Genomic DNA, 20,004 nt, shown 5'->3' with positions numbered 1-20,004 from the left:
GCGTAGGCGTCCCGGCTACCAGTTCTTCCAGGGCGCGCCCTTCGCCCACAGGTCTTCGAGGTGCAGCTTCTCGCGCAGCGTGTCCATCGGCTGCCAGAAGCCGTCGTGGCGGTAGGCCCGCAGTTCACCGGCCTTGGCCAGGTGCTCCAGCGGGGCCTGTTCCAGAACCGTCTCGTCGCCGTCGATCAGGTCCAGCACCTTGGGCGACAGCACGAAGAAGCCGCCGTTGATCCGTCCGCTTTCCGACGCGGGTTTTTCGATGAACCGCTCCACCATGTCGCCCTTGATCTTCAGGGCCCCGAAGCGGGCGAGGGGGGTGACGGCCGTGATCGTCGCCTGGGCGCCGTGCGCCTCGTGGAAGCGGATCAGCGCGCCGATGTCGACGTCCGATAGTCCGTCGCCGTAGGTCAGGCAGAAATAGGGATCGTCGGCGATGTAGCGGCTGACCCGCTTGATCCGTCCCCCGGTCATGGTGTCATCGCCGGTGTCGACCAGGGTGATGGTCCATGGCTCCGAATGGCTCTGGTGCACCTCGACCCGGCCGCTGGGGAGGATCGTCAGGTCGGCGTTCTGGTAGGCGTAGTTCAGGAAGTACTCGCGGACCTTGTCGCCCAGATAGCCGCAGCAGATCACGAAGTCGTTCAGGCCATGGGCGCTGTAGGACTTCATGATGTGCCAGATGATCGGGCGGCCGCCGATCTCGACCATCGGCTTGGGTCGAACCTGAGTCTCCTCGGCGATCCGCGTGCCCTTGCCGCCGGCGAGAATGACGACCTTGGTCTTGTTGTTCTGCGTCATACGACCGCTTTCGACGGGGAATCTCTGTCGGACACTAGCGAAATCGCGGGCCGGGAACACCACCGAAGGCATCGTCCGCCGACAGCCGAAATCGACTCCGCCCTCGAGCCCGGCTCGCCGCGCCGCTGGGCACGGCCCCGGCCGCCCGGCGAAATGCCGTATGGACGGATGGCCAAGGCCTGTTAAGCTCCACCTATGAGTTCAGTTTTGGATATGGTCGTCCAGTCCGAGCAACCTTGACTGTAGGCGGAGCTCCGCGCGCTGAGCGGCTTTCGTCTCCTGTCCCGCCCGGCGTCGTCGCCGGCCGTCAGTGCGCCCCAAGCTTTCCGGGGATGTCCGCGTCCACCCGAGTTCGCGTCCACCTGAGTTCTCGAGGAGGGGTCATGAGCGCTTACCGCGGTTTCATCGTGCTGGGGGTCGGGATCGTCCTGGTTCTGCTGCCATTCCTGATCTTCGTCGCCGCCGGCTGGCCGGGCAGCCCCGACAGCTGCATGGCCACGACGCCCAACACCTGCTTCTGCGAAGCCTTCAATCCGGCCGACGTGATCGCGCACGCCAACGGCGTCCGACAGCCGGTCAACACCTGGTTCAACCTCTATTCGATCCTGACCGCCGCCCTGGTGGCCCTGGTGATCTATCTGGATCGCAAGGACGGAGCGCGCGGCGAGAACGTCATGCGGTCGGACAACTTCATCGCCGACCTGTACGTCTTCGCGGTGCTGTTCCTGGGTCTGGGCAGCATGTGGTTCCACGCCTCGATCATCGGCTGGGCGGGAAACTTCGACGGGCTGTCGATGTACGTCTACGCGGCGTTCCTGGTGTTCTACACCCTGCGCCGGCTGGTCCCCGCCGACTGGGTGTTCTGGGTGTTCTATCCCATCACCGTGGTGGTGTTCGTGATCCTCCACGCCATCTGGCAGTGGGAGTTCAAGTCGCTGATCCTGATCATCACCCTGGTGGCCGCCTATCTGGCGTTGGAGATCTACGCCTGCGTGCGGGAGGGCAAGCCCTGGCAGGGGCGGTGGAACACCATCCTGCTCTGGTGGCTGGCCGTGGGCTGCATCATCGCCGCAACCGTGTTCTGGGCGCTGTCGCAGACCGGCGGGCCGATGTGCGACCCGAACGCCTTCTTCCAGCCGCACGGCATGCTCTGGCACCCGTTGGCCGGGGCCATGGCGGTGCTGCTGTACTTCTACTGGCGAGAGGAGAACCGAACCTGACGGGCGCTTTCGGCCGCTCGTCGGGGCCGCCGCCGACATGGCGGGGCGGGTTTCCCTCCGCATGGAGACGCCGTCCATCGTGTTCCGAGGCGTCGCGGCCGAGCGTCCCGTCCGATCCTCGCCAGCGTTCGCCGTGACATGGCGGGAGGGGCGGCGGACGACCCTTTTCGCAATGTCGGTGTTCCGGCGTCGACGGTGCGGCAGCACAACTAATGCGTTTATTTCTAGTTTTCCGACGATTGAATAATTGCCCTCTGTAGGTCTCGTTTATGTCTATTTGTGCAAGCTAAAAACCAGCATTTTTCTCGACAATATTTGAATTGCCGGTTTAGTCTGTAGCAAATTAATAGTTGTCTATGGCGAAAAGTGCCATGTATTTGTCGCTGCGTCAGCGTTGTGATCTGAATCTGTGCTTTAAATGTTCTTTGTGAAGTCGGACGAGTCCATCCGTCTGAATCTCGATGGCCGAGAAAATCGTGTTCACAGAACGATGAAATCCGAGCTTTTCATTTGTTAAAATTCGGACTTAGTATGTCTGGACGTCTTTGGGTTGTACCAGGGGGAGCGATCAGAAAATGCCCGAGGGGCTCGAGGAAACGACGCGCGAATTGATCGGCTGGACCCAGGAGGTCCTGCCGGGTCGAACCGTTGTCGCCCGGTCCTTGAGCGATCGCGACTGCGGGGAAGGGGTCGACCTGCGCTTGGTCGGTCTGGCCCCGCACGCGGCGCCTCGCGCGGCCTCGCCGCCGCTGACCATGACCGCCGACTACCTGGTCACCGTCCGCGCCGCGGATCCCATCGTTGAACAGACGGGCGCCATGGAATTGCTGTTCGCGGCGATGGAGCACGAAGAGACCGAGGTGGTCCTGGACCGTGACCCGCTGAAGCTGTGCGCCGAACTGAATCTGCCGCCCGGACCCGGCTTCGTGCTGCGGGCCACGGTCTCGATCGCCCGGCGGCGCCAGGCCGACCGGGCGGGCCTCGTTCGCTTCCCGCTCAATATCGTGTCGGGCGAGCTCGGTGTCCTGCAGGGCTCGGTCCTGGGGCCAGGCGACACGCCGGTCGCCGGCGCCGTGGTGCGCCTTGAGGGTCTCGACCGCTCCACTCAGACCGACGCCTTCGGCCGCTTTCGCCTCCACGGTCCCGTCGGCGGCAAGGGCAGACCTGTCCGCCTCAATGTCCGGGCCCGTGGGGTGGAGATCGACAGTGAGGTCGAAACCGGAAGTCCCGTGATCCTTCGTTTACCGCTGGAGATTTGACATGCCGTCCTATTTGAGCCCCGGCGTCTACGTCGAGGAGATCGACTCTGGAACACGCCCGATCGAGGCGGTGGGAACCTCGACCGCCGGCTTCGTCGGCGCCGCGCCCAATCCCGACGCCTTCCTCGACGAGGCCGTGGCGATCAACAACTGGAGCGAGTTCCAGCGAAAATACATACGCCGGGACGACAAGGGCACCGATCTGGCCAACGCCGTCTATGGTTTCTTCAATAACGGCGGATCGCGCTGTTACGTCGTCAACACCAAGGCCGACGGCGCCATAGCCGGCAAAGGGCGGGGGCTCGACGCCCTGGCGGCGATCGACGAGATCGCCATCATCGCCGCGCCGGGCCGGACCGATGTCGCTTCGCACAGCGCCTTGCTTGACGCCGCGGAGTCGCTGAAAGACCGCGTGGCGATCCTGGACGCGCCGCCCCGTGTCGACGATGTCGAGGTCCTGACCCGCGCCGCCGAGGGAGCCGCGCCGCCCACGACCCCCGCCGCCGAGGGCGATACGACCTCGCCGCCGCCTCGCGGCAAAGGCCCCAAGCCCGGTCTTCGTCCCCGCGACTCCGACGGCGGTTACGGCGCCTGCTACTTTCCCTGGCTGACCGGCCGCGACGCCGTCAATCCCGACACCGTGGCCCAGATCCCGCCCTCGGGCCATATGGCCGGCATCTACGCCCGCACCGACAGCGAGCGCGGCGTGCACAAGGCTCCGGCCAATGTGACCATCCGCGGCGTCGACGGGCTGACCCAGATGCTGACGCGCGGCGAACAGGACGTGCTCAATCCGGTCGGCATCAACTGCATCCGTTTCTTCGCCCGGGAGGGCGCGCGGGTCTGGGGCGCCCGGACCCTGGCCCCCAGCGCCAGCAACTGGCGCTATCTGAACGTCCGACGGCTGTTCAACATGATCGAGGAGTCGATCGCCATCAGCACGCGCTGGGTGGTGTTCGAGCCCAACGCCACGCCGCTGTGGAAAGACATCCAGCGCGATGTCGGCGCTTTCCTGACCCTGCTGTGGCGCCAAGGCGCGCTGGCGGGCGCGCGCCCCGAGGACGCCTTCTTCGTCAAGTGCGACGCCGAGACCAATCCGCCTGAGGTGGTCGACGCTGGCCAGGTGGTGGTGGTCATCGGCATCGCGCCCGTGAAGCCCGCCGAGTTCGTCATCTTCCGCATCGGCCAGACGGCGGTCGGATCCACCGTCGAGACCGCCTGACCCCAAAACCTGAAGAGGATCCGTCATGGCCAAAACCGAAGAAGCAGCGGCGGCGCCCAAGGTTGGCGCTCTGCCCGACGTCTATCGCAACTACAACTTCATGCTGTCGTCCCGCGAGATGGGTGATGTCCGGTTCACCGAGTGCTTCGGCCTGGGGGTGCGGATCCATCCGATACGCTACCGCGAATCCGGCAGCGGCCAGATCGTCCGGACCCTGCCCGGGCCCGTCGAATACGCCGAGGTCACGCTGCGCTATGGCCTGACCAAGACCCCGGCGCTGTGGGACTGGCTCAAGGAAGTCCTGGCCGGGGGAACGCCCCGTCGCAGCATCTCGATCGCGATGCTGGACGTGAAGGGCACCGCCGAGGTCCTGCGCTGGAACCTCGACAACGCCTGGCCTTGCGAATGGAGCGGCGTGTCGTTCGACGCCCTCGGCCGCGAAGTGGCGATCGAGGAACTCAAGCTGTCGTTCGACACCCTGACCCGAGCCTAGACCATGGCCCTCCGCCGCCTGTTGTCGGGTTGGCTGATCGCCATGGCCGCCCTGGCCCGCTCCGTGGCCCAGGCCTTGGAGCGCGCCTCCGAGGATCGATCCGCGCCGGCGCCAGACCCGGTCATGGCCGCCCTGGCCGAACGGTATCCGGGCGCGCCGGCCCATTGGCTGGCGCACGTGGCCGAGCGGACGTCCCAGCTGGCGGAGGCAGGCGAGGCTCCGCTGTCCCTGACCAGCGACCCGTCGGCCTGGCCGCCGGTCGGGCCGGACGGCTTGCCGTCTCGACCCACGACGCCGACCGAGCCTGAACCGGCTTCGCGCGATCCGCGGCCTCCGCCGGCGTCCCGCCGCGAGACCGCCGTCCCGACCCTGGCCGCCCTGAACGACCGGTCGTCCGAGACCTGGGGGCGGCCGGAGGTCGAGCGGAAACGGCGACCGCGGCCGGTGTTCGCATCCCTGGAGGCCGCGCCGACCTCGGAACGGCCGACGCGCCCGGAGCCGACGCCGGAACCTGGCGCGGCGCCGCGTCGCCCGCGCTCGCCTCTGACCGTCGTCGGTTCGCCGTCCCAAGCGGCCGCGAGAGCGCCGGAGCCCGCGGCGCCGCTGTCGAACAGGCCCAAGGCGCCGCCCTCTGACCCGATTTGGTCCGAGGCGCCGCCGGCGCGCGCGGCGACGCCCGACGCGGCGGAGGCCAGGCCCGATCCTCGGCGGGCGCCGGAAAGGCCGCTGAACGACCATGCCTTCGTGCAGGCGCATCCGAAGGCTGCGTCGGAGGACCGGTCGAAAACCCATCCGGATCGGATCAACGCGGCGCCCGCCCGGCGTCAAAGGTCCTGGTTCTTCGCCAGATCCGCGCGCATCGAGAGATCCCTGGAGCTTTCGGCGGATCCCGGGCGGCCCGCGAGGGGCGGCAGTGCGGACACCACGGAAACGATTGCGCCCGCCCGCGCGCCGGTCCCCCAAGCGACCTTCCCGGCCTCCAGCTCGGACGTTTCCGCCGTCAAGCCGGATCGGACCTGGCTGGACAAGACGCCGCCGCCTCCGCGGCGCTCCCTTTTTCGGACGCTCGCCGCGCTGGGCGCCCGCCGTCGCGCCAATCGGTTCACGACTCCCGATCCGACCGGGGTCAGGATGACGCCGCCGATCGATCAACCGTCTCGGGACGCCGTCCCGGAGCGATCCGCGCCGTCCTTCATATCGTCGCGGGCGATCCCTTCGGCGCCTCCCGCGCCGGTCTTCTCGCACCTCCGAGGCGCGCCGCCGAGCCGGACCAAGGCCGACGCGGTTCCCCGCGCCGCCCGCCGGATCCTTCGTGGAGCTCCCAAAGCGCCCTTGTCGGACGGCGACACCCAGGTGCGGGACAAGCGGTCGAGTTTCGCCACGCCGCCTCCAGTTCCGCCGCGCGCCGCTTCGCGCCGCCTGGCCGCTTCGCCGTCGGACGACCGCTGGCCGGCGCTGCCGCCGATGACCATCGCGCCGCCGCCCGGCGTCGAGGCGTCGCCCCCACGCTGGGATCAGTTGGCCCGTGAGCAGGAGGAGGGCCGATGGAGCGTGTAGCCTTCCTCATGGAAAGATCGGGGGAGCGGATCTCGTGCCTGCTCAATCCGGAAAACCTGGAAGCGCGGCGCTCCGCCGGGGTGCGGACGCGGCTGGCCGGCGGCGGGTTCCTGAACGGCGTGGCCCGCTCCGAGGATCCGTTGATCGCCACCGGCGGCGGGGTCACCGAATATGACCTGAACCTGCTGTTCGACGTCGAGATCGCCCGCGAGGGCCGCCCGTCGAAGACGCCGGAAGACGGCCAGGGTCCGGCCGCCGACGACGACGTCCGCGCCCTGACCCGTCCGCTCTGGGACCTGACCGAAAACGCCGTCGCGGCCGACGGCTTCGCCGCCCCGCCCACGGTGCGGTTCATCTGGGGCAAGTCCTGGAACATTCCGGGCGTCGTTCTGCACGTATCCGAGCGCCTCGAACGGTTCAACGCCGACGGCGCGCCGCGCCGCTCGTGGCTCAGCCTGCGCCTGCGCCGGGTGGAGGATTCCGAGCCGCGTCCCGCGCCCAGTCGGCCCGTAACGCCGCAGTTCGAGGCGCCCTCCGATCTCGAAGGCGGGTCCGTGGAGCAATTCCCGGCCGTCGACATGCCGGTCGACAATGAGGGTCTGCCGCTCAAACGCCTCGATCAGATCGCCGACGACGGCTACGGCGATCCGACCCTGTGGGCCGATCTCGCCGCCTTCAATGAGGTGGATGACCCCCTGAACATTCCGGAGGGCAGAACCATCGTGCTGCCCTCGCTGGCGATCCTGCTGGGGGCGCGGGCATGACCTCGATCTTCGCCAATCGCCCGCTGCGGGCCCGTCTGGACGGCGCGCCGCTGGATCCCGCCCTAGGGCGCCACGCGGTCTCGGCCTTCGTGCGCCAGACCCTGAACGCGCCGGCCATGGCCGAACTGGTCTTCGCCGATCCGCCGGGCGACACCCTGACCAGCCTCCGCCTCGGCGCGGCGCTGGCCTTCTCGGTCGACGGCTCGGGCGACCTGTTCGACGGCGAGATCACGGCCGTCGAGTATCAGAAGGACGCCGCCCAGGGACGGGTCGTGCGGCTGAGGGCCCTGGACAAGCTGCACAGGGCGCGGCTGCGACAGCGGGCCCGAGCCTTGACCGACATGACGGTCGCCGACCTCGCGGGCCAGATGGCCGGCGACCTGGGTCTCGGCTTCCGGTGCGCCGAGCATCCGCCGACTCGTGCGCTGATCATTCAGCACGACCAGAACGATTTCGACCTGGTGGTCGATCTGGCGCGCGACGCCGGCCTCTATCTGGTGGTGCAAGCCGGCGACCTTCGGCTGATCAGCCTGGCGGGGGAGGGCGAGCCGATCCCGCTGCGGATGCGGCGCGAGATCATCGAGGCGCGCGCCATGGCGGGCGCTGACTCGCTGCGCCCCTGGACCGGCGCCCAGTCGTGGGATCCCTCCCGCGCCGTCGCGGCCAGCGCCCGGGCGGGCCTGGCCCGGCAGGACGCCGAGGAACTGCGCGACGGCGGGCTGGCGGCCTTTCCGGATCTGGGCGGACGCACCCTGTTCAACCGCCTGGCCGCCGACGCGGCAGAGGCCGAGAGCTTGGCCCAGGCCGATCTCGACCGGGCCGTGGCCCGCGCCGTGCTGCTGGAGGCGGTGGTCGAGGGCGACACGCACTTGCGCCCGGGCCGGCCGGTGAACCTGGAGGGCCTCGGCGACCTGGTCGACGGCCGCTGCGTGGTGACGCGCGCCCTGCATCGCTTCGAGGAGGCCCGCGGCTATGTGGTCGAGATTTCGACCGAGCCGCCGGCCCGACCCGATCGCGCCCGCGTTCCGGCCTTCACCCTGGGCCGGGTGACCGACGCCGACGATCCTGATGGCCTGGCCCGGGTGCGCGCCCGCCTGCCGGTGCTGGGTGACGTCGAGACCGGCTGGATGTCGGTGCTGCTGCTGGGGGCGGGCGCCGAGAAGGGCGTGGCCATCCTGCCCGAGCCGGACGACGACGTGCTGGTGGTGTTCCCGGACGGCGATCCGGCCCGCGGCTTGGTCCTGGGCGGTCTCTACGGCGAGCGCACCGCGCCGGGGCCGCGCGGCGCGGGGGCGGCCGGAGCCCGGGCCTTCACCGTGCGGACGCCGGGGGGCCAGGTCCTGACCCTGGACAGCGTCGACGCCCTGGCGCGGCTGGAGACCCGCGCGGGCGGCGTGTTGGAGTTCGGCCCCAACGGTTCGCGCCTGCGGGCCAGCGGCGACCTGGTCATCGAGGCTCCGGGCCGCCGGTTGACGATCCGCGCCGCCGCCGTCGCGTTCGAGGAGGGCTGAGCATGCTGTGGTTGACCCAGGACGCGACGCTGGTCTGCGACCATGGCGGCCGGGTGGGCATCGCTCCGACCCAGACCCTGGTGCGGATCAAGAACCGGTTGGCGCTGGTGAACCCCAATCCGCAGTCCCGGCCGATCTCGGCCTGTCCGAACGCCAATCCGGTCATCGGCCTGAAACCCTGCCTGACGACGCTGGTCGTCAAGGAGGGCTACTCGACCTTCGTCACCATCGGCGGCCGAGCGGTGTGCCTGGACACGGTCACGGGGCTTACCGACGGGTCGCCGCCGGGCACGGTCAATTATCGCGTGGTCGATCCAGGCCAGCGCCTCGTGGCGGCCGGGAGTTGAGCATGAAAAGCGTTCGGGGCATCCGGTTCGAAGGCGCGGAGCTGGGCGGGGCGACCTCCGAGCTGCGGCGGCCGGCGGGGTTGATCCTGTCGCCGGCGGGGCGGCTGGCCGATGTCAGCGGCCACGACGCCGTGCGCCAGGCGATCATCCTGCTGCTGACCACCATACCCGGCGAGCGGGTCATGCGGCCCAGCTACGGATGCCCGCTGCACCGGTTGATGTTCGCGCCCAACGACGCCACGACGGCCGGCCTGGCCATCCACTATGTGCGCCAATCCTTGAAGCGTTGGGAGCCGAGGATCGAGATCGTGCGCCTGGACGCCGGCGTGGATCCCGCCGCGCCCGGCCAGCTGATCGTTTCGCTGGACTACAGGGTGCGCAACAGCAACCAGCCGGGCCAGCTGGCGTTCGGCCTCGACCTGCGCGGGGAGGCCGCCTGATGCCGCTGCCGACGCCCAAGCTGGACGACCGAAGCTTCGCCGAACTGATGGCCGACGCCATCAAGGTCATCGACCGCTCGTGCCCGGAATGGACCGACCGCAATCCCAGCGACCCAGGCATCACCCTGCTGGAGACCTTCGCCTATCTGACCGACACGATGCTGTATCGGCTCAATCGCGTGCCGGAAAAGCTGTACGTCAGCCTGCTGAACCTGGTCGGGGCCCAGATCCGGCCGCCCGCCGCCGCGGCGGCGACCCTGACCTTCACCCGCACCACCGGTAATGCGCGGATCACCATTCCCGCGGGCGCCCGCATCGCCACCAGCGACGGGTCGGTGACGTTCGTGGTCACCCAGGCCGCGATCCTGGCGGCGGACCAGAAGAGCGTCGAGGCGCCGGCCCTCCATTGCGAGACGATCGAGGCCGAAGCGGTCGGAACGGGGACCGGGGCGCCCAGCCAGAGCGTGCAGGTGCGACGTCCGCCGATCATCGTCCCGTCCGGCGACGGGCTGGACCTGATCGTCGGCGTCGAGGCCGACAGCGCCGAACTGGCCGACGGGGCGGTGTCGCGCACCCTGGGCGACAAGTGCTATCGGATCTGGCGGGAAGTCTTCAGCTTCGCCGACGCGGCGCCGACCGACTGCGTCTATCGCGTCGATCGCGCCATGGGCCGCATCCAGTTCGCCCCGGCCCTGGCGGGCGAGGGCTCGACGCCGCTGTCGGTCGTGCCGGCCCTGGGGCGCGATATCCGGGTCTGGTACCGCGGCGGCGGCGGACGGGCCGGCAACGTGGTTCCCGGCGTCCTCACCGTATTCAAGACGCCGATCCCCGACCTGGCGGTGACCAATCTCGCGCGCGCCGCCGGCGGCGCCGACGCCGAGAGCGTACAGGCGGCGATGCGGCGTGGACCACTGGAGCTGACCTCGATGCGCTGCGCGGTCACCGCCCGTGATTTCGAGCGCGTCGCCCTGAGCGTCGGCGCCGTGGCGCGAGCCAAGGCCTACGCCCAGTCACAGGTCTGGGCCCATGCCGCTCCGGGCGTGGTCGAGATCCTGCTGGTGCCGGCCGTCGATCCGGAAAAGCTGCCGGACGCGGGGGTCACCGCCCAGGCCGTGGTCGAACGCCGAAGCGAGGAGCTGCGGACGCGCGTTCAGAAGGCCGTCGACCAGCGTCGGCCGCTCGGCGTGCAGACCTCGGTGGGCTGGGCCAGGGTGCGGCCGGTTTCGGTGGCGGCGCGGGTGGTGGTCAGCCGCGAGGAGGACGCGCCGGCGGTCGAGGCCCGGCTTCGCGTCCGGCTCAACAAGCTGTTCTCGCCGCTGCGCGATGAGCCGTTCGGCCAGGTTCTGCGCGCCTCGGACGTCTATGAAGCCATGCTGGCCGACCCGAGCGTGCGCTATGCCGACCAGCTTCACCTGACGATCGGGGAAGCGCCCGACCGCGACGTGTCGGACCTGCTGCGCGATCCGCATCAAGCGCGCACCTGGTTCGCCGCCACCAACCAGGGCCTGCATCGCAGTCTCGACGACGGCAACACCTGGTCGGTGGTGTTCAAGGCCGACGGCGACCGTCCGCTGTTCGTGCGCCGCCACCGCGATCGGCCGGGCTTGATGGCGCTGGGCGTCGTTCGCAAGGCCGGGGGCGCCATCCACGTGTCGCGCGACTGCGGCGAGAGCTGGAAGACCGAGGCGGCGGTGTTCAACAGCGAGGTGTCCGACGCCGACTGGGTCGATCGCGAGGGCTCGCCGCTGTTGCTGATCGCCACGGGAGAAGGCCTTCGCCAGCTCAAGCCCTTCGGCGACGCCGGCCCGGCCCCGGTGGTCGTCGACAAGACCCGCGACACCAAGGGCTTCTATGCCGTGACGACCTCGGTGTCGTCGGCCGGGGTGGTCCAGGTCGCGGTCGCCGCGCGGGTCAAGGGCGGCGTCTACCTGTCGGCCCTGGGCGGGGTGTCCGACAGCTTCCATCCGATCGGCCTGTCGGGCCAGGACATCCGCAGCCTGACGGTGCAGCGCTTCAACGCGCGCGATTTCCTCTGGGCGGCGGCGGCGGCCGAGGCCGGCCAGCAGGGTTCCGGCGCCTTCCGGGTGGAGCTGCGCTCGGGCGGGGCCGACGATCCCGAGGGCTTCAAGCCGTTCAATGTCGGCTGGCAGGGCGGCTCCTGCGAAGGATTGGCCTTCGCCGACCAGTGGGTGTTCGCGGGGTCGAACCGCGGCGGCGTGCTGGCGCTGGACACCACCGTCGCGGCGCCGGCCTGGCGGGCCGCGCCGCTCGACGCCGGACTGCCGATCCGCGACACCGAGCGGCTGCTGCACGTGGTGTCCTGCGTGGCGGCCGCGCCCGTGCCCGGCGCGGCGCCCATGGTGTTCGCCGGCGGTCCCATGGGCGTCTATCGCAGCCTCGACGGCGCCCAGCACTTCGCCACCGCCTCGAGCACGGTGTTCACCGACCGCATCCCGCTGCCGCCCAACTGGCTCTACTGCGCCGATCAGCACCATCTGTCGGTGGTGATCGACGACGATACGGGGGGCTGACGATGGATCACGTCCGCATCGCCCGCCTGCTGCCGGAAACCTACCAGTCCACCCTCGTGCCCAGGAAGCCGCTGGCCGCGACGCTGGAGGTGATGGAGATGCTGCAGGCGCCGGCCGAGAACGCCTTGGCGACCCTCGACGCCCACATCGATCCGATGCGCGCCCCGCCCACCTTCGCCCTGATGCTGGCGCGTTGGCTGGACCTCGACCGCTATCTCGATTGGACCGGCGGGCGTCCGGGCGAAGGCGCGCCGCGCTACGCCGCGGGGCTGGGCCGTCTGCGGCTCCTGTGCCTGGAGGCGGCGGAATTGGCGCGCTGGCGCGGCACGCGCCGAACCCTCGAACGCATCCTGACCGTGGCGACCGGCGTGTCCGGCTACACGGTGGAGGAAAATCCGCCGGGGCCCAAAGGCGTCGCGCGAAACTTCCATCTGCGCGTCGTCGCCCCGGCGGCCGCGCAGCCCCTGGCCGACTTAGTGCGTCGCATCGTCGACGAAGAGCGTCCCGCCTACACGACCTACGAAATCGAATTTTCCGCAGCCTGATCGCGAGCACGAGGACGAACACCCATGCCGAGTTTCGAGATTCCGGACGGCCCCACGACCGTAGCCCTGAAGACGGAGGCCGGCTTCCACAAGGCGAACGCCGTGTTCGGCGTCACCAACAAGACCGGGGAGGGGTTGACCGCCCGGTTCAGCGTGCAGGTGCAGGGCAACGGCAAGGCCGAATGGTATTCGATCCAGGGCGAACCCGAGCGGCCTGTCGCGGCCGGCGAGACCCAGACGGTGACGGTGGTGGCGAAGGTCCCCGCCACGGCGCCGGCGGGCCAGCACCGGATCAAGCTGCGGGCGACCAACGTCAACGATCCCGACAACGACAGCACCGACAGCGCGGCGGCGACCATCACGATCCCGGCGGTCGTCAAGCCGCCGCCGGCCAAGAAGAAGCCGTTCCCCTGGTGGATCCTGGCGGTGGCCGGCGGGGTGCTGGTCCTGGTGATCGGCGTGATCATCGCCGTCGTGGTGATGAGCGGTGGTCCGAAGGTCCCGAAGGTCATCGGGATGGACTACGCGACCGCCGCCGCGGCGCTGAAGGACAAGGGCTACGCGGTCGCGCCCGAGATCCGGGAGGCGGCGCCCGACAAGCCTTTGGGCAAGGTGTTCAAGCAGGATCCCGCAGGCGGCAAGAAGGTCGATCCCGAGGGGGTCACGGTCAAACTGACGGTCGCGGGCATACCGACGGTGGCTGTGCCGGGCGTGACCGGACTGGACTATCCCGCCGCCGTCGCCGCGTTGGAAAAGAGCGGCTTCAAGGCTGGTCCGGCGATCGAGGAGGTCTCCAGCGACAAGGGTCTGGGCCTGGTGTTCAAGCAGGAGCCCGCGGCCGACGCGCTGGCCGATCCGAAGACGACGGAGGTCAAGCTGACGGTGGCCGTCGGCGAGACCGTTCTCGTGCCGACCGTCACCGGCAAGCCGGTCATCGCCGCCCAGGCGCTGCTGGAGGACCGCGGGTTCACCGTCACCTCCAAGGTCGGAAAGCCCTCGGGTGAGAAGCCGGACAACGTCCTGACCCAGGAACCGGCTGGCGACACGAAGGCCCCCAAGGGCAGTCTGGTGACGCTGGTCGTCGATCCCGGCGTGGTCGTGCCCAACCTGCTCAGCCCCCAGGTCGGCGGGATCGCGGGCATCCAGGCTCTGAAGAACGCCGGCGCCGATATCGGCAACATCGGCTACACGTGCGGCGGGACGCCGGAGATGATCGTCGGCCAACGCCCCGAGGCCAAGACCAAGGTCGCCCTCGGCACGAAGGTGGACATCGTCATCGTCAGCGCTCCGACGGTCAGCAAGAGCGTCGGCACCACGGCGTTCAGCAAGAGCATCGTGGGCTGTCGTGTTGTGGCGGACCCAAAGGTGACGGCCTTCAGCGCCCAGGTGAAGGGGGTCAACACCTTGCCGCAGACCACAGTGAAGTCCGTGGTGAAGTGACGGCGCACCGCGTCGCGAGCGCGGGGCTCGCGACGCCTTGTCGAACACAAGGATCAAGACATGCCGAGTTTTGAGATTCCGGACGGGCCAACGACCGTCGCCCTGAAGAAGGAAGGCGGCTTCCACAAGGGAAACGCCGTGTTCGGCGTCACCAACAAGACGGAGGAGGGCCTGACCGCGCGCTTCAGCGTTCAGGTCCAGGGTGACGGCAAGCCCGAGTGGTACCAGGTCCAGGGGGAACCCGAACGGCCGGTCGCGGCTGGTGAAAACCAGACCGTGACCGTGGTCGCCAAGATCCCGGCCGCGACGCCGCCAGGCCAGCACCGGATCAAGCTGCGGGTGACCAACGTCAACGATCCCGACAATGACAGCACCGACAGCACGGCGGCGACGGTCACCGTCCCCGCCGCGGGCCCCGCGGCGCCGCCGGTCAAGAAGCCTTTCCCGTGGTGGATCCTGGCGGTGGCCGGCGGGGTGCTTGTGCTGGTGATCGGCGTGATCATCGCCATCGTGGCGATGAGCGGCGGGTCCAAGGTTCCGGACGTGGTCGGCCAACCCTATGCCGAGGCCGTCAAGGCGCTCGACAAGGCCGGCTACACGGCGGTCAAGCGCGCCGACAAGGAAGCCGGCGACAAGCCGCCGGAGACCGTGCTCGACCAGAGTCCCGCGGCCAAGACCAAGGCCAAGAAGACCGACACGATCCTGCTGACGGTCGCCGCGCCGGCGCCGGTCGTGAAGGAAGAGCCCAAGGAGGAGCCCAAGGAGGAGATGGTCGAGATACCGGCCGAAGCCAATTGCGATCCGGCCGTCGGTGCGTGCATCGACGGCTTCGTCTGGCGCGACGCCGGCGCCAACGACCGGGTTTGCGTCACGCCGGAGTCCCGGTATCTGGCCGCCCTGGAAAACCGCCAGGCGGGCGCCCGCCGCAACCCGAACGGCGGTCCCTACGGCCCGGACACCTGCCTGATGGGGTATGTCTGGCGTGACGGCTTCGCCAACGACCATGTCTGCGTGAGCGGCGAACGGCGCACGGTCGTGGCCCAGGAGAACGCGGCGGGCCCGTCGCGCTCTCGGGCCTGCCGGCCGAGCATGATCGTCCCAAAGTCGAAGCTCAACTCGCCCGCGGGCTAGACGTCAAATCCATCGGGCCCGCCGACTGGCGGGCCCGGCAAGGAGAGCAGGATCATGGAACGGATTTTCTCTCTCGAAGCCATCCTGGGGTCGCTGGCGTTCGGTCTGGCCGGGGCGGTGCTGGCCCTGATCGTGCGGCTGGCCAAGGGCGACGGCTCGTCGTCGCTCTGGCGGGCGCTCGAGACCTTCCTGACCGCGACTTTCGGCGCCTTCCTGGCGCGGACCTTCATCAGCATCATGCTCAGCATCGGTGGGGACTCGGACGCCGCGATCACGGTGACCAGCCTGTTGTTCTTCATCTGGCCGGGCGTGGTGAACCTGGTCTCCCTGGGCTTCGGCCATCCGGTGATCGGCGTCGAAGCCCTGCTGTGGATCGCCCTGGTGGTGGGCGGGCTGGTCGGCCTGTTCGACGGCCTGTGGGCCACCCATAAATGGTTGGGCCTGGGCTTGCCCGCCTTCCTGCTGGACGTCACCTGGGGATTGGGCGGCAACACCAACGGCGTGCTGATGCACCTGATCAATTTCGCCTGGGGCGACCATGGCGACGGTCCCGACGAGAACCGCCACGACGCCCACCGGTACAAGCAGGGCTTCGCCGTGCGCTCGGGCTTCGCCTTCACCCAGGGCGCGGTGATGAGCAACACCGACGCCTGGGACCCGACGACGGAACTGTTCAAGCACGAGACGATCCACATCTGGCAGAACCGCGTGCTGGGGCCGTTCTTCTGGTTCTCCTATGTCGGCTGGATGGCGCTGACCATCCTCCCCGCGCTGATCGCCGGCCTGATCGATTCCAGCCGCCGGATCGGCGACGCCATCACCTGGTGGACCTATTTCGACAACCCCTGGGAAGTGATGGCCTACGGCATCGCCAATCCGAGGGACCGGACCGGGCAGGTGTTCATGGACGGCAGCGGCACGGTGACGGGCTGGGTCTGCTGGCCCTGGCCGCTGGCGATCGTCCTCTCGGTGGTCGGCGTGGCGGGCCTGGGGGCCGCGTTCGTCGCAATCATGGTGGCGGGTTATGGTTGAGGCAGGTCGATGAAGGTCGTGATCATCATCTTGGTCCTGATCGTCATCGGCTTCGCCGCGGCGATCGGCGTGGCCGTCTATCGCGCCACCACGCCGCCAGCGCCCCCCTCGGCCCACGGACCGCCCACCAAGAGCAATGGCGAGATCGACGACGACGCGCTGGCGAACTGGGAGCCCCCGCCCATGGCCGCAGTCATGGGCAAGCTGTCGCGCCCGTTCGCGCCGAAGCTGTTCAAGAAGGCGGTCAACGTCTCCGCCGAAGCCGGCTCCGAGGGAACTCAGCCGATCCCGTCGGCCGACAAGGGCATGCGGATCGCCCGTCTTCGCCTGATCACGGGACGGGGCGCCATCGTGACGTACCGGTGCGAGGAGAGCGATGACGACGACAAGCAAGGCGAGACCTGTCCGCAGGTCGCGTGCCTTTGTCCTGAAAACACCGTCCTGGAGGAGGACGACGTCAAGGACTGCGAGGAGGCCTGGCGCAATGCGCGGGCTAGCGGCGACGATAAATTCGTCTGCCGCGAGAAGGACGACGACGTCTCAGCCGTCATCTATCGGGAGGGCGGCGTGATCGTGGTCGCGCCGATGGGAGAGCAGGCCGCTCAGGTGTCGATCCGCTGATCGGCGCGCTCTAGACCCGCGCGGTTCGGAGCGCCGAGATCATCGCCAGCAACGATCCGATCAACAGGAGCAGCAGCCAGATCGCGCCGACGATGGCGATGATCAGCGCCCCGATGGCGTCGGTGATGCTGGCCAGGAAACCCGGCGGGAAGTCGATCAGGAACGCCAGCAGCAGGGTCGCGCCCACCGAGACCGCGGCCAGGATGACGATGCCCTTGTTCTGCAGGAAGCTCTGGTGGGCGAGGATCAGCAGGATGCAGAAGGCGATCTTCAGGATCAGGATCAGGCCCAGCGTCGCTGTCGCCGCGCCGGTCGGAAAATCGGCGAACGCGGCGAAATAGGCGATCGTGCCGAACGGCACCGCGACCAGCAGGGTGATCATCAGGATCAGCAGGCCCAGGGCCGCCAGGACCATGACGATCGCGCCCAGCAGGCCGAAGAAGGCGATCACCAGGGTGACGATCCCCTGCACGCGTCCGATCACGCTGCGCGACAGCAGGATCCCCAGGCCCATCAACACGACGGTGTAGAGCAGCAGCCCGTCGAGCACCGGCAGATAGCGAATGCCCAGGCCCGGCGTCGACGCCTCGAAACCCGCCTGGTGCACGGCGTCGAGAATAAAGGCCGAGGCGCATTCCACGAGCAGGGCCACCAGCAGGGCGAAGCCGGCCAACCAGAAGAACGGCGCACGCAAACGGTCCATGGAAAGGTGTCCCGTGTTGAGGCGAGAAGTCTGCCCAATCTCCACCATCGCGACAAGGCAAACATCTTGTCTCTTGGTGGTTGTGTTTGAATCCGTGCGCTAGCCGCTCGATGAGCGGGCGCCCAAGACGTCGCGATTTGAACGATCAGGCCGCTTCCGTACCGGGATGACGCCTGGGAACCCGTCAAGCCCTTGCCTGGCTTCGACCGGCGCCTACATGCCCTCCTGCCGGTATCCGGCAGGAGGCTGGAATGATCGGCGTGTCGGCCACAAAGGACCTGGGGAAGACGCTGCGCGTGACCGCGGCGGAAGCGGCCGCGACGGCGGTTCTCGCCCTGCTCGCGGCCGGCGGTCTCTCGGAGACCGCGCACGCTCGAGCCAACATCGAAAAGCCGATCCCGCTGGTCGCCGCGCCGACCGCGGCCTCCGACCTGGCGCGGACAGCCCACGATCCGCTCGAGGATTTCAATCGGGGCAGCTACGCCTTCAGCATGGGTCTGGACCGCGCCGTGTTCCGACCCGTCACGCACGGCTACATGGCCGCGACCCCCACCCCCGTCCGCCACCGGGTCAGCGCCTTCGTCTATAATCTGGGCGAGCCGGGCACGTTCGTGAACGACGTCCTGCAGGGCAAGCCCAAGCGGGCGGGCAAGTCGTCGGCGCGTTTCGCGATCAATTCCACCGTCGGCGTGCTCGGACTGTTCGACGTCGCCGCGAGCATGGGCATCCGGTCCCACGACGCCGACTTCGGCCAGACGTTCGGCCGCTACGGGATCAAGCCGGGTCCCTACCTCTATGTCCCGGTCCTGGGCCCGTTGAACGTTCGGGACGGGGTCGGCCGGGTGTTCGATTTCTTCGCCGATCCGATCGGCCTCGCCGGCCAGGGCTGGACGAGCCCGTTCGGCGTCACGCGTCTGGCCGCCCAGACGATCGACACCCGCGCCAACGCCGATCTGGCGTTCCGGGCGCTGGACCAGGCGATCGACCCTTACGCCACCGCCCGCTCGGCTTACGGACAGCACCGCGAGGCCCTTGTCCGCGAAGCGACGGGCGCGGTGCAGGACCTGCCCGACTTCGACGAGGTGGCGTCCTCGGGGGCGCCGGCCGCCACGCCGTCCGAAATCCCGACCGTTTCCGCGGAGCCAGCTTCCACGGATGCCGCCCCCTCCGCGCCCACTCCCTCAGCACCGCAATGAATTCGCCGGAAACGCCCATGACTGACGCCCGCACCACCCGCCGCTTCGCGCTATCGACCCTGGTCGCCGTCATCGGCCTCGGCGTCCTGGCGCAGGCCCGCCCGGCCTTGGCTCAGGGCCCGCGCGATCCTCAAGCCGAGCAGTTCGTCCAGGTTCGGGCCCAGAGGGTGATCTCGGTCCTGGCCGACAAGAGCCAGAGCGTCGCCCAGAAGAAGGCGACCTTCCACCAGGGCATAGACGAACTGGCCGACGTGCCGAGGATCACCAACTTCGTGCTGGGCAAGTACGCCCGCACCATCACGCAGGACCAGCGTCAGCGGTTCGCGGCGGCGTTCCGCGTCTATGCCGAAAGCGTCTACCAGAACCGCATCAACGACTATCACGGCGAAACCCTGAAGGTGACCGGTTCGACCGTCCGCAAGCCGGGCGACGTGATTGTCGACACCAGGATCTCAGGCGGCCAGCTGGGCCAGCCGGTTCAGGTGTCCTGGCGGGTGATGGGCGGCGGGACCGCGTGGAAGGTGGTCGACGTCCAGTTCAAGGGCGTGTGGCTGGCGATCACCCAACAGCAGGACTTCGTTTCGACCATCGACAACGCCGGCGGCAACATCGACGTGCTGATCAGCCAGTTGCAGCGTGACGCCCAGCGTCCCGCGTCGCGGTAACAGCAGGGGCCAGAGAACATGGGGTTGCGCGAACAATGGGCCGAGACCTTGATGGGTCTCCTGGTTCTCATCCTGGCGGCGGGGTTCCTGGTCTACTCGCTGAGCGTCGGCGGGGTGGGTCGCAAGCCTGGCGGCTATGACGTCACGGCCCGGTTCGGCCAGGTCGGATCGCTGGCGCCGGGCGCGGCCGTCAGCGTGGCCGGCGTCAAGGTCGGCACTGTTTCGGAAATCAGACTGGACCCCAAGACCTATCTGGCGGTGGCCAGGCTCAGCCTGGATCCGGACGTCAAACTGCCTTCGGATTCCACGGCCAAGATCACCAGCGACGGCCTGCTGGGCGGCGTCCATGTGGCGATCGCCCCCGGCGGCGCGGCCGACGACATCAAGCCGGGCGGCGAGATCGACAACACCCAGGGCGCGGTCGACCTGTTCGGCCTGATCGGTTCAGTGATGCGGCCCCAAGGGGGCGCCGCGCCGACGGCCGCGCCCGCGACGAACCCCGCCGCCACCGCTCCGGACAGCTACTGAG

At 68.9% G+C, this 20,004-nt stretch carries 20 protein-coding genes; 18 read left to right on the top strand and 2 right to left on the bottom strand.

Translation table 11 applies throughout. The features are described from left to right. Positions 1 to 15 precede the first annotated feature (15 nt). On the bottom strand, positions 16 to 798 hold the full coding sequence (gene rfbF, locus ASD21_RS12425) for a glucose-1-phosphate cytidylyltransferase (protein WP_056441336.1): 783 nt from the start codon (positions 796 to 798) through the stop codon (positions 16 to 18). 383 nt (positions 799 to 1,181) lie between these two features. Between rfbF and ASD21_RS12420 the strand changes: the two genes are divergently transcribed. The 15 genes from ASD21_RS12420 to ASD21_RS12350 all read left to right on the top strand — a co-directional run bounded on the left by ASD21_RS12420 (position 1,182) and on the right by ASD21_RS12350 (position 16,911). After that, entirely contained in the window at positions 1,182 to 2,018 is an 837-nt protein-coding gene (locus tag ASD21_RS12420; protein ID WP_056441333.1) for a ceramidase domain-containing protein, read from the top strand. A 575-nt stretch (positions 2,019 to 2,593) separates the two neighbouring features. After that, the gene (locus ASD21_RS12415; RefSeq protein WP_056441331.1) at positions 2,594 to 3,277 is read left to right on the top strand and encodes a carboxypeptidase-like regulatory domain-containing protein; all 684 of its coding nucleotides are present in this window, start codon (positions 2,594 to 2,596) and stop codon (positions 3,275 to 3,277) included. Position 3,278: 1 nt separating this feature from the next. Beyond that, positions 3,279 to 4,499, top strand: a complete 1,221-nt coding sequence (locus tag ASD21_RS12410; protein ID WP_056441327.1) for a phage tail sheath family protein — start codon at positions 3,279 to 3,281, stop codon at positions 4,497 to 4,499. A 25-nt stretch (positions 4,500 to 4,524) separates the two neighbouring features. Next, the gene (locus ASD21_RS12405) at positions 4,525 to 4,992 is read left to right on the top strand and encodes a phage tail protein (RefSeq protein WP_056441324.1); all 468 of its coding nucleotides are present in this window, start codon (positions 4,525 to 4,527) and stop codon (positions 4,990 to 4,992) included. A gap of 3 nt (positions 4,993 to 4,995) precedes the next feature. Beyond that, positions 4,996 to 6,549, top strand: coding sequence for a hypothetical protein (locus ASD21_RS12400; protein WP_056441322.1), 1,554 nt, complete (start codon positions 4,996 to 4,998; stop codon positions 6,547 to 6,549). An 8-nt stretch (positions 6,550 to 6,557) separates the two neighbouring features. Further along, positions 6,558 to 7,313: a CIS tube protein gene (locus ASD21_RS12395; protein ID WP_235523794.1), complete on the top strand. Its 756-nt coding sequence runs from the start codon at positions 6,558 to 6,560 to the stop codon at positions 7,311 to 7,313. Beyond that, entirely contained in the window at positions 7,310 to 8,824 is a 1,515-nt protein-coding gene (locus ASD21_RS12390) for a phage baseplate assembly protein V (protein ID WP_056441317.1), read from the top strand. Before ASD21_RS12395 ends, ASD21_RS12390 begins: the two co-directional genes overlap by 4 nt. A gap of 2 nt (positions 8,825 to 8,826) precedes the next feature. After that, complete coding sequence (locus tag ASD21_RS12385; RefSeq protein ID WP_056441314.1) at positions 8,827 to 9,171, top strand: hypothetical protein; 345 nt, start codon at positions 8,827 to 8,829, stop codon at positions 9,169 to 9,171. Between the two features lie 2 nt (positions 9,172 to 9,173). Beyond that, a complete protein-coding gene (locus ASD21_RS12380; protein WP_082554741.1) occupies positions 9,174 to 9,611 on the top strand; it encodes a GPW/gp25 family protein in 438 nt (145 codons plus the stop codon). Then, positions 9,611 to 12,142 carry a baseplate J/gp47 family protein gene (locus ASD21_RS12375; protein ID WP_056441310.1) on the top strand — a complete coding sequence of 844 codons (2,532 nt, stop codon included), beginning with the start codon at positions 9,611 to 9,613 and terminating at the stop codon, positions 12,140 to 12,142. Before ASD21_RS12380 ends, ASD21_RS12375 begins: the two co-directional genes overlap by 1 nt. 2 nt (positions 12,143 to 12,144) lie before the next feature. Continuing rightward, positions 12,145 to 12,687 (top strand): hypothetical protein, encoded by a 543-nt coding sequence (locus ASD21_RS12370; RefSeq protein ID WP_056441307.1) that lies wholly within the window; start codon positions 12,145 to 12,147, stop codon positions 12,685 to 12,687. Between the two features lie 24 nt (positions 12,688 to 12,711). Beyond that, the gene (locus ASD21_RS23360; RefSeq protein WP_082554740.1) at positions 12,712 to 14,127 is read left to right on the top strand and encodes a PASTA domain-containing protein; all 1,416 of its coding nucleotides are present in this window, start codon (positions 12,712 to 12,714) and stop codon (positions 14,125 to 14,127) included. 60 nt (positions 14,128 to 14,187) lie between these two features. Next, positions 14,188 to 15,258, top strand: a complete 1,071-nt coding sequence (locus tag ASD21_RS12360) for a PASTA domain-containing protein (RefSeq protein ID WP_056441304.1) — start codon at positions 14,188 to 14,190, stop codon at positions 15,256 to 15,258. A gap of 54 nt (positions 15,259 to 15,312) precedes the next feature. Continuing rightward, positions 15,313 to 16,290 (top strand): hypothetical protein, encoded by a 978-nt coding sequence (locus ASD21_RS12355; RefSeq protein ID WP_056441301.1) that lies wholly within the window; start codon positions 15,313 to 15,315, stop codon positions 16,288 to 16,290. 9 nt (positions 16,291 to 16,299) lie between these two features. Next, the gene (locus ASD21_RS12350) at positions 16,300 to 16,911 is read left to right on the top strand and encodes a hypothetical protein (RefSeq protein WP_056441298.1); all 612 of its coding nucleotides are present in this window, start codon (positions 16,300 to 16,302) and stop codon (positions 16,909 to 16,911) included. Between the two features lie 10 nt (positions 16,912 to 16,921). On the opposite strand, the gene ASD21_RS12345 is transcribed toward ASD21_RS12350, so the two are convergent. Then, positions 16,922 to 17,614: a hypothetical protein gene (locus ASD21_RS12345; protein ID WP_056441294.1), complete on the bottom strand. Its 693-nt coding sequence runs from the start codon at positions 17,612 to 17,614 to the stop codon at positions 16,922 to 16,924. A gap of 251 nt (positions 17,615 to 17,865) precedes the next feature. On the opposite strand from ASD21_RS12345, the gene ASD21_RS12340 reads away from it, so the two are divergent. The 3 genes from ASD21_RS12340 to mlaD are packed head-to-tail and all read left to right on the top strand — an operon-like array spanning position 17,866 to position 20,003. Further along, positions 17,866 to 18,810 carry an MlaA family lipoprotein gene (locus ASD21_RS12340; protein WP_082554739.1) on the top strand — a complete coding sequence of 315 codons (945 nt, stop codon included), beginning with the start codon at positions 17,866 to 17,868 and terminating at the stop codon, positions 18,808 to 18,810. Between the two features lie 17 nt (positions 18,811 to 18,827). Further along, a complete protein-coding gene (locus ASD21_RS12335) occupies positions 18,828 to 19,475 on the top strand; it encodes an MlaC/ttg2D family ABC transporter substrate-binding protein (protein ID WP_156398368.1) in 648 nt (215 codons plus the stop codon). 18 nt (positions 19,476 to 19,493) lie between these two features. After that, on the top strand, positions 19,494 to 20,003 hold the full coding sequence (gene mlaD, locus ASD21_RS12330; RefSeq protein ID WP_056441291.1) for an outer membrane lipid asymmetry maintenance protein MlaD: 510 nt from the start codon (positions 19,494 to 19,496) through the stop codon (positions 20,001 to 20,003). Position 20,004 lies beyond the last annotated feature (1 nt).

Source organism: Caulobacter sp. Root1455 (assembly GCF_001426905.1).
Lineage (GTDB): Bacteria > Pseudomonadota > Alphaproteobacteria > Caulobacterales > Caulobacteraceae > Caulobacter.
This window is presented reverse-complemented; position numbering and strand designations above follow the sequence as displayed.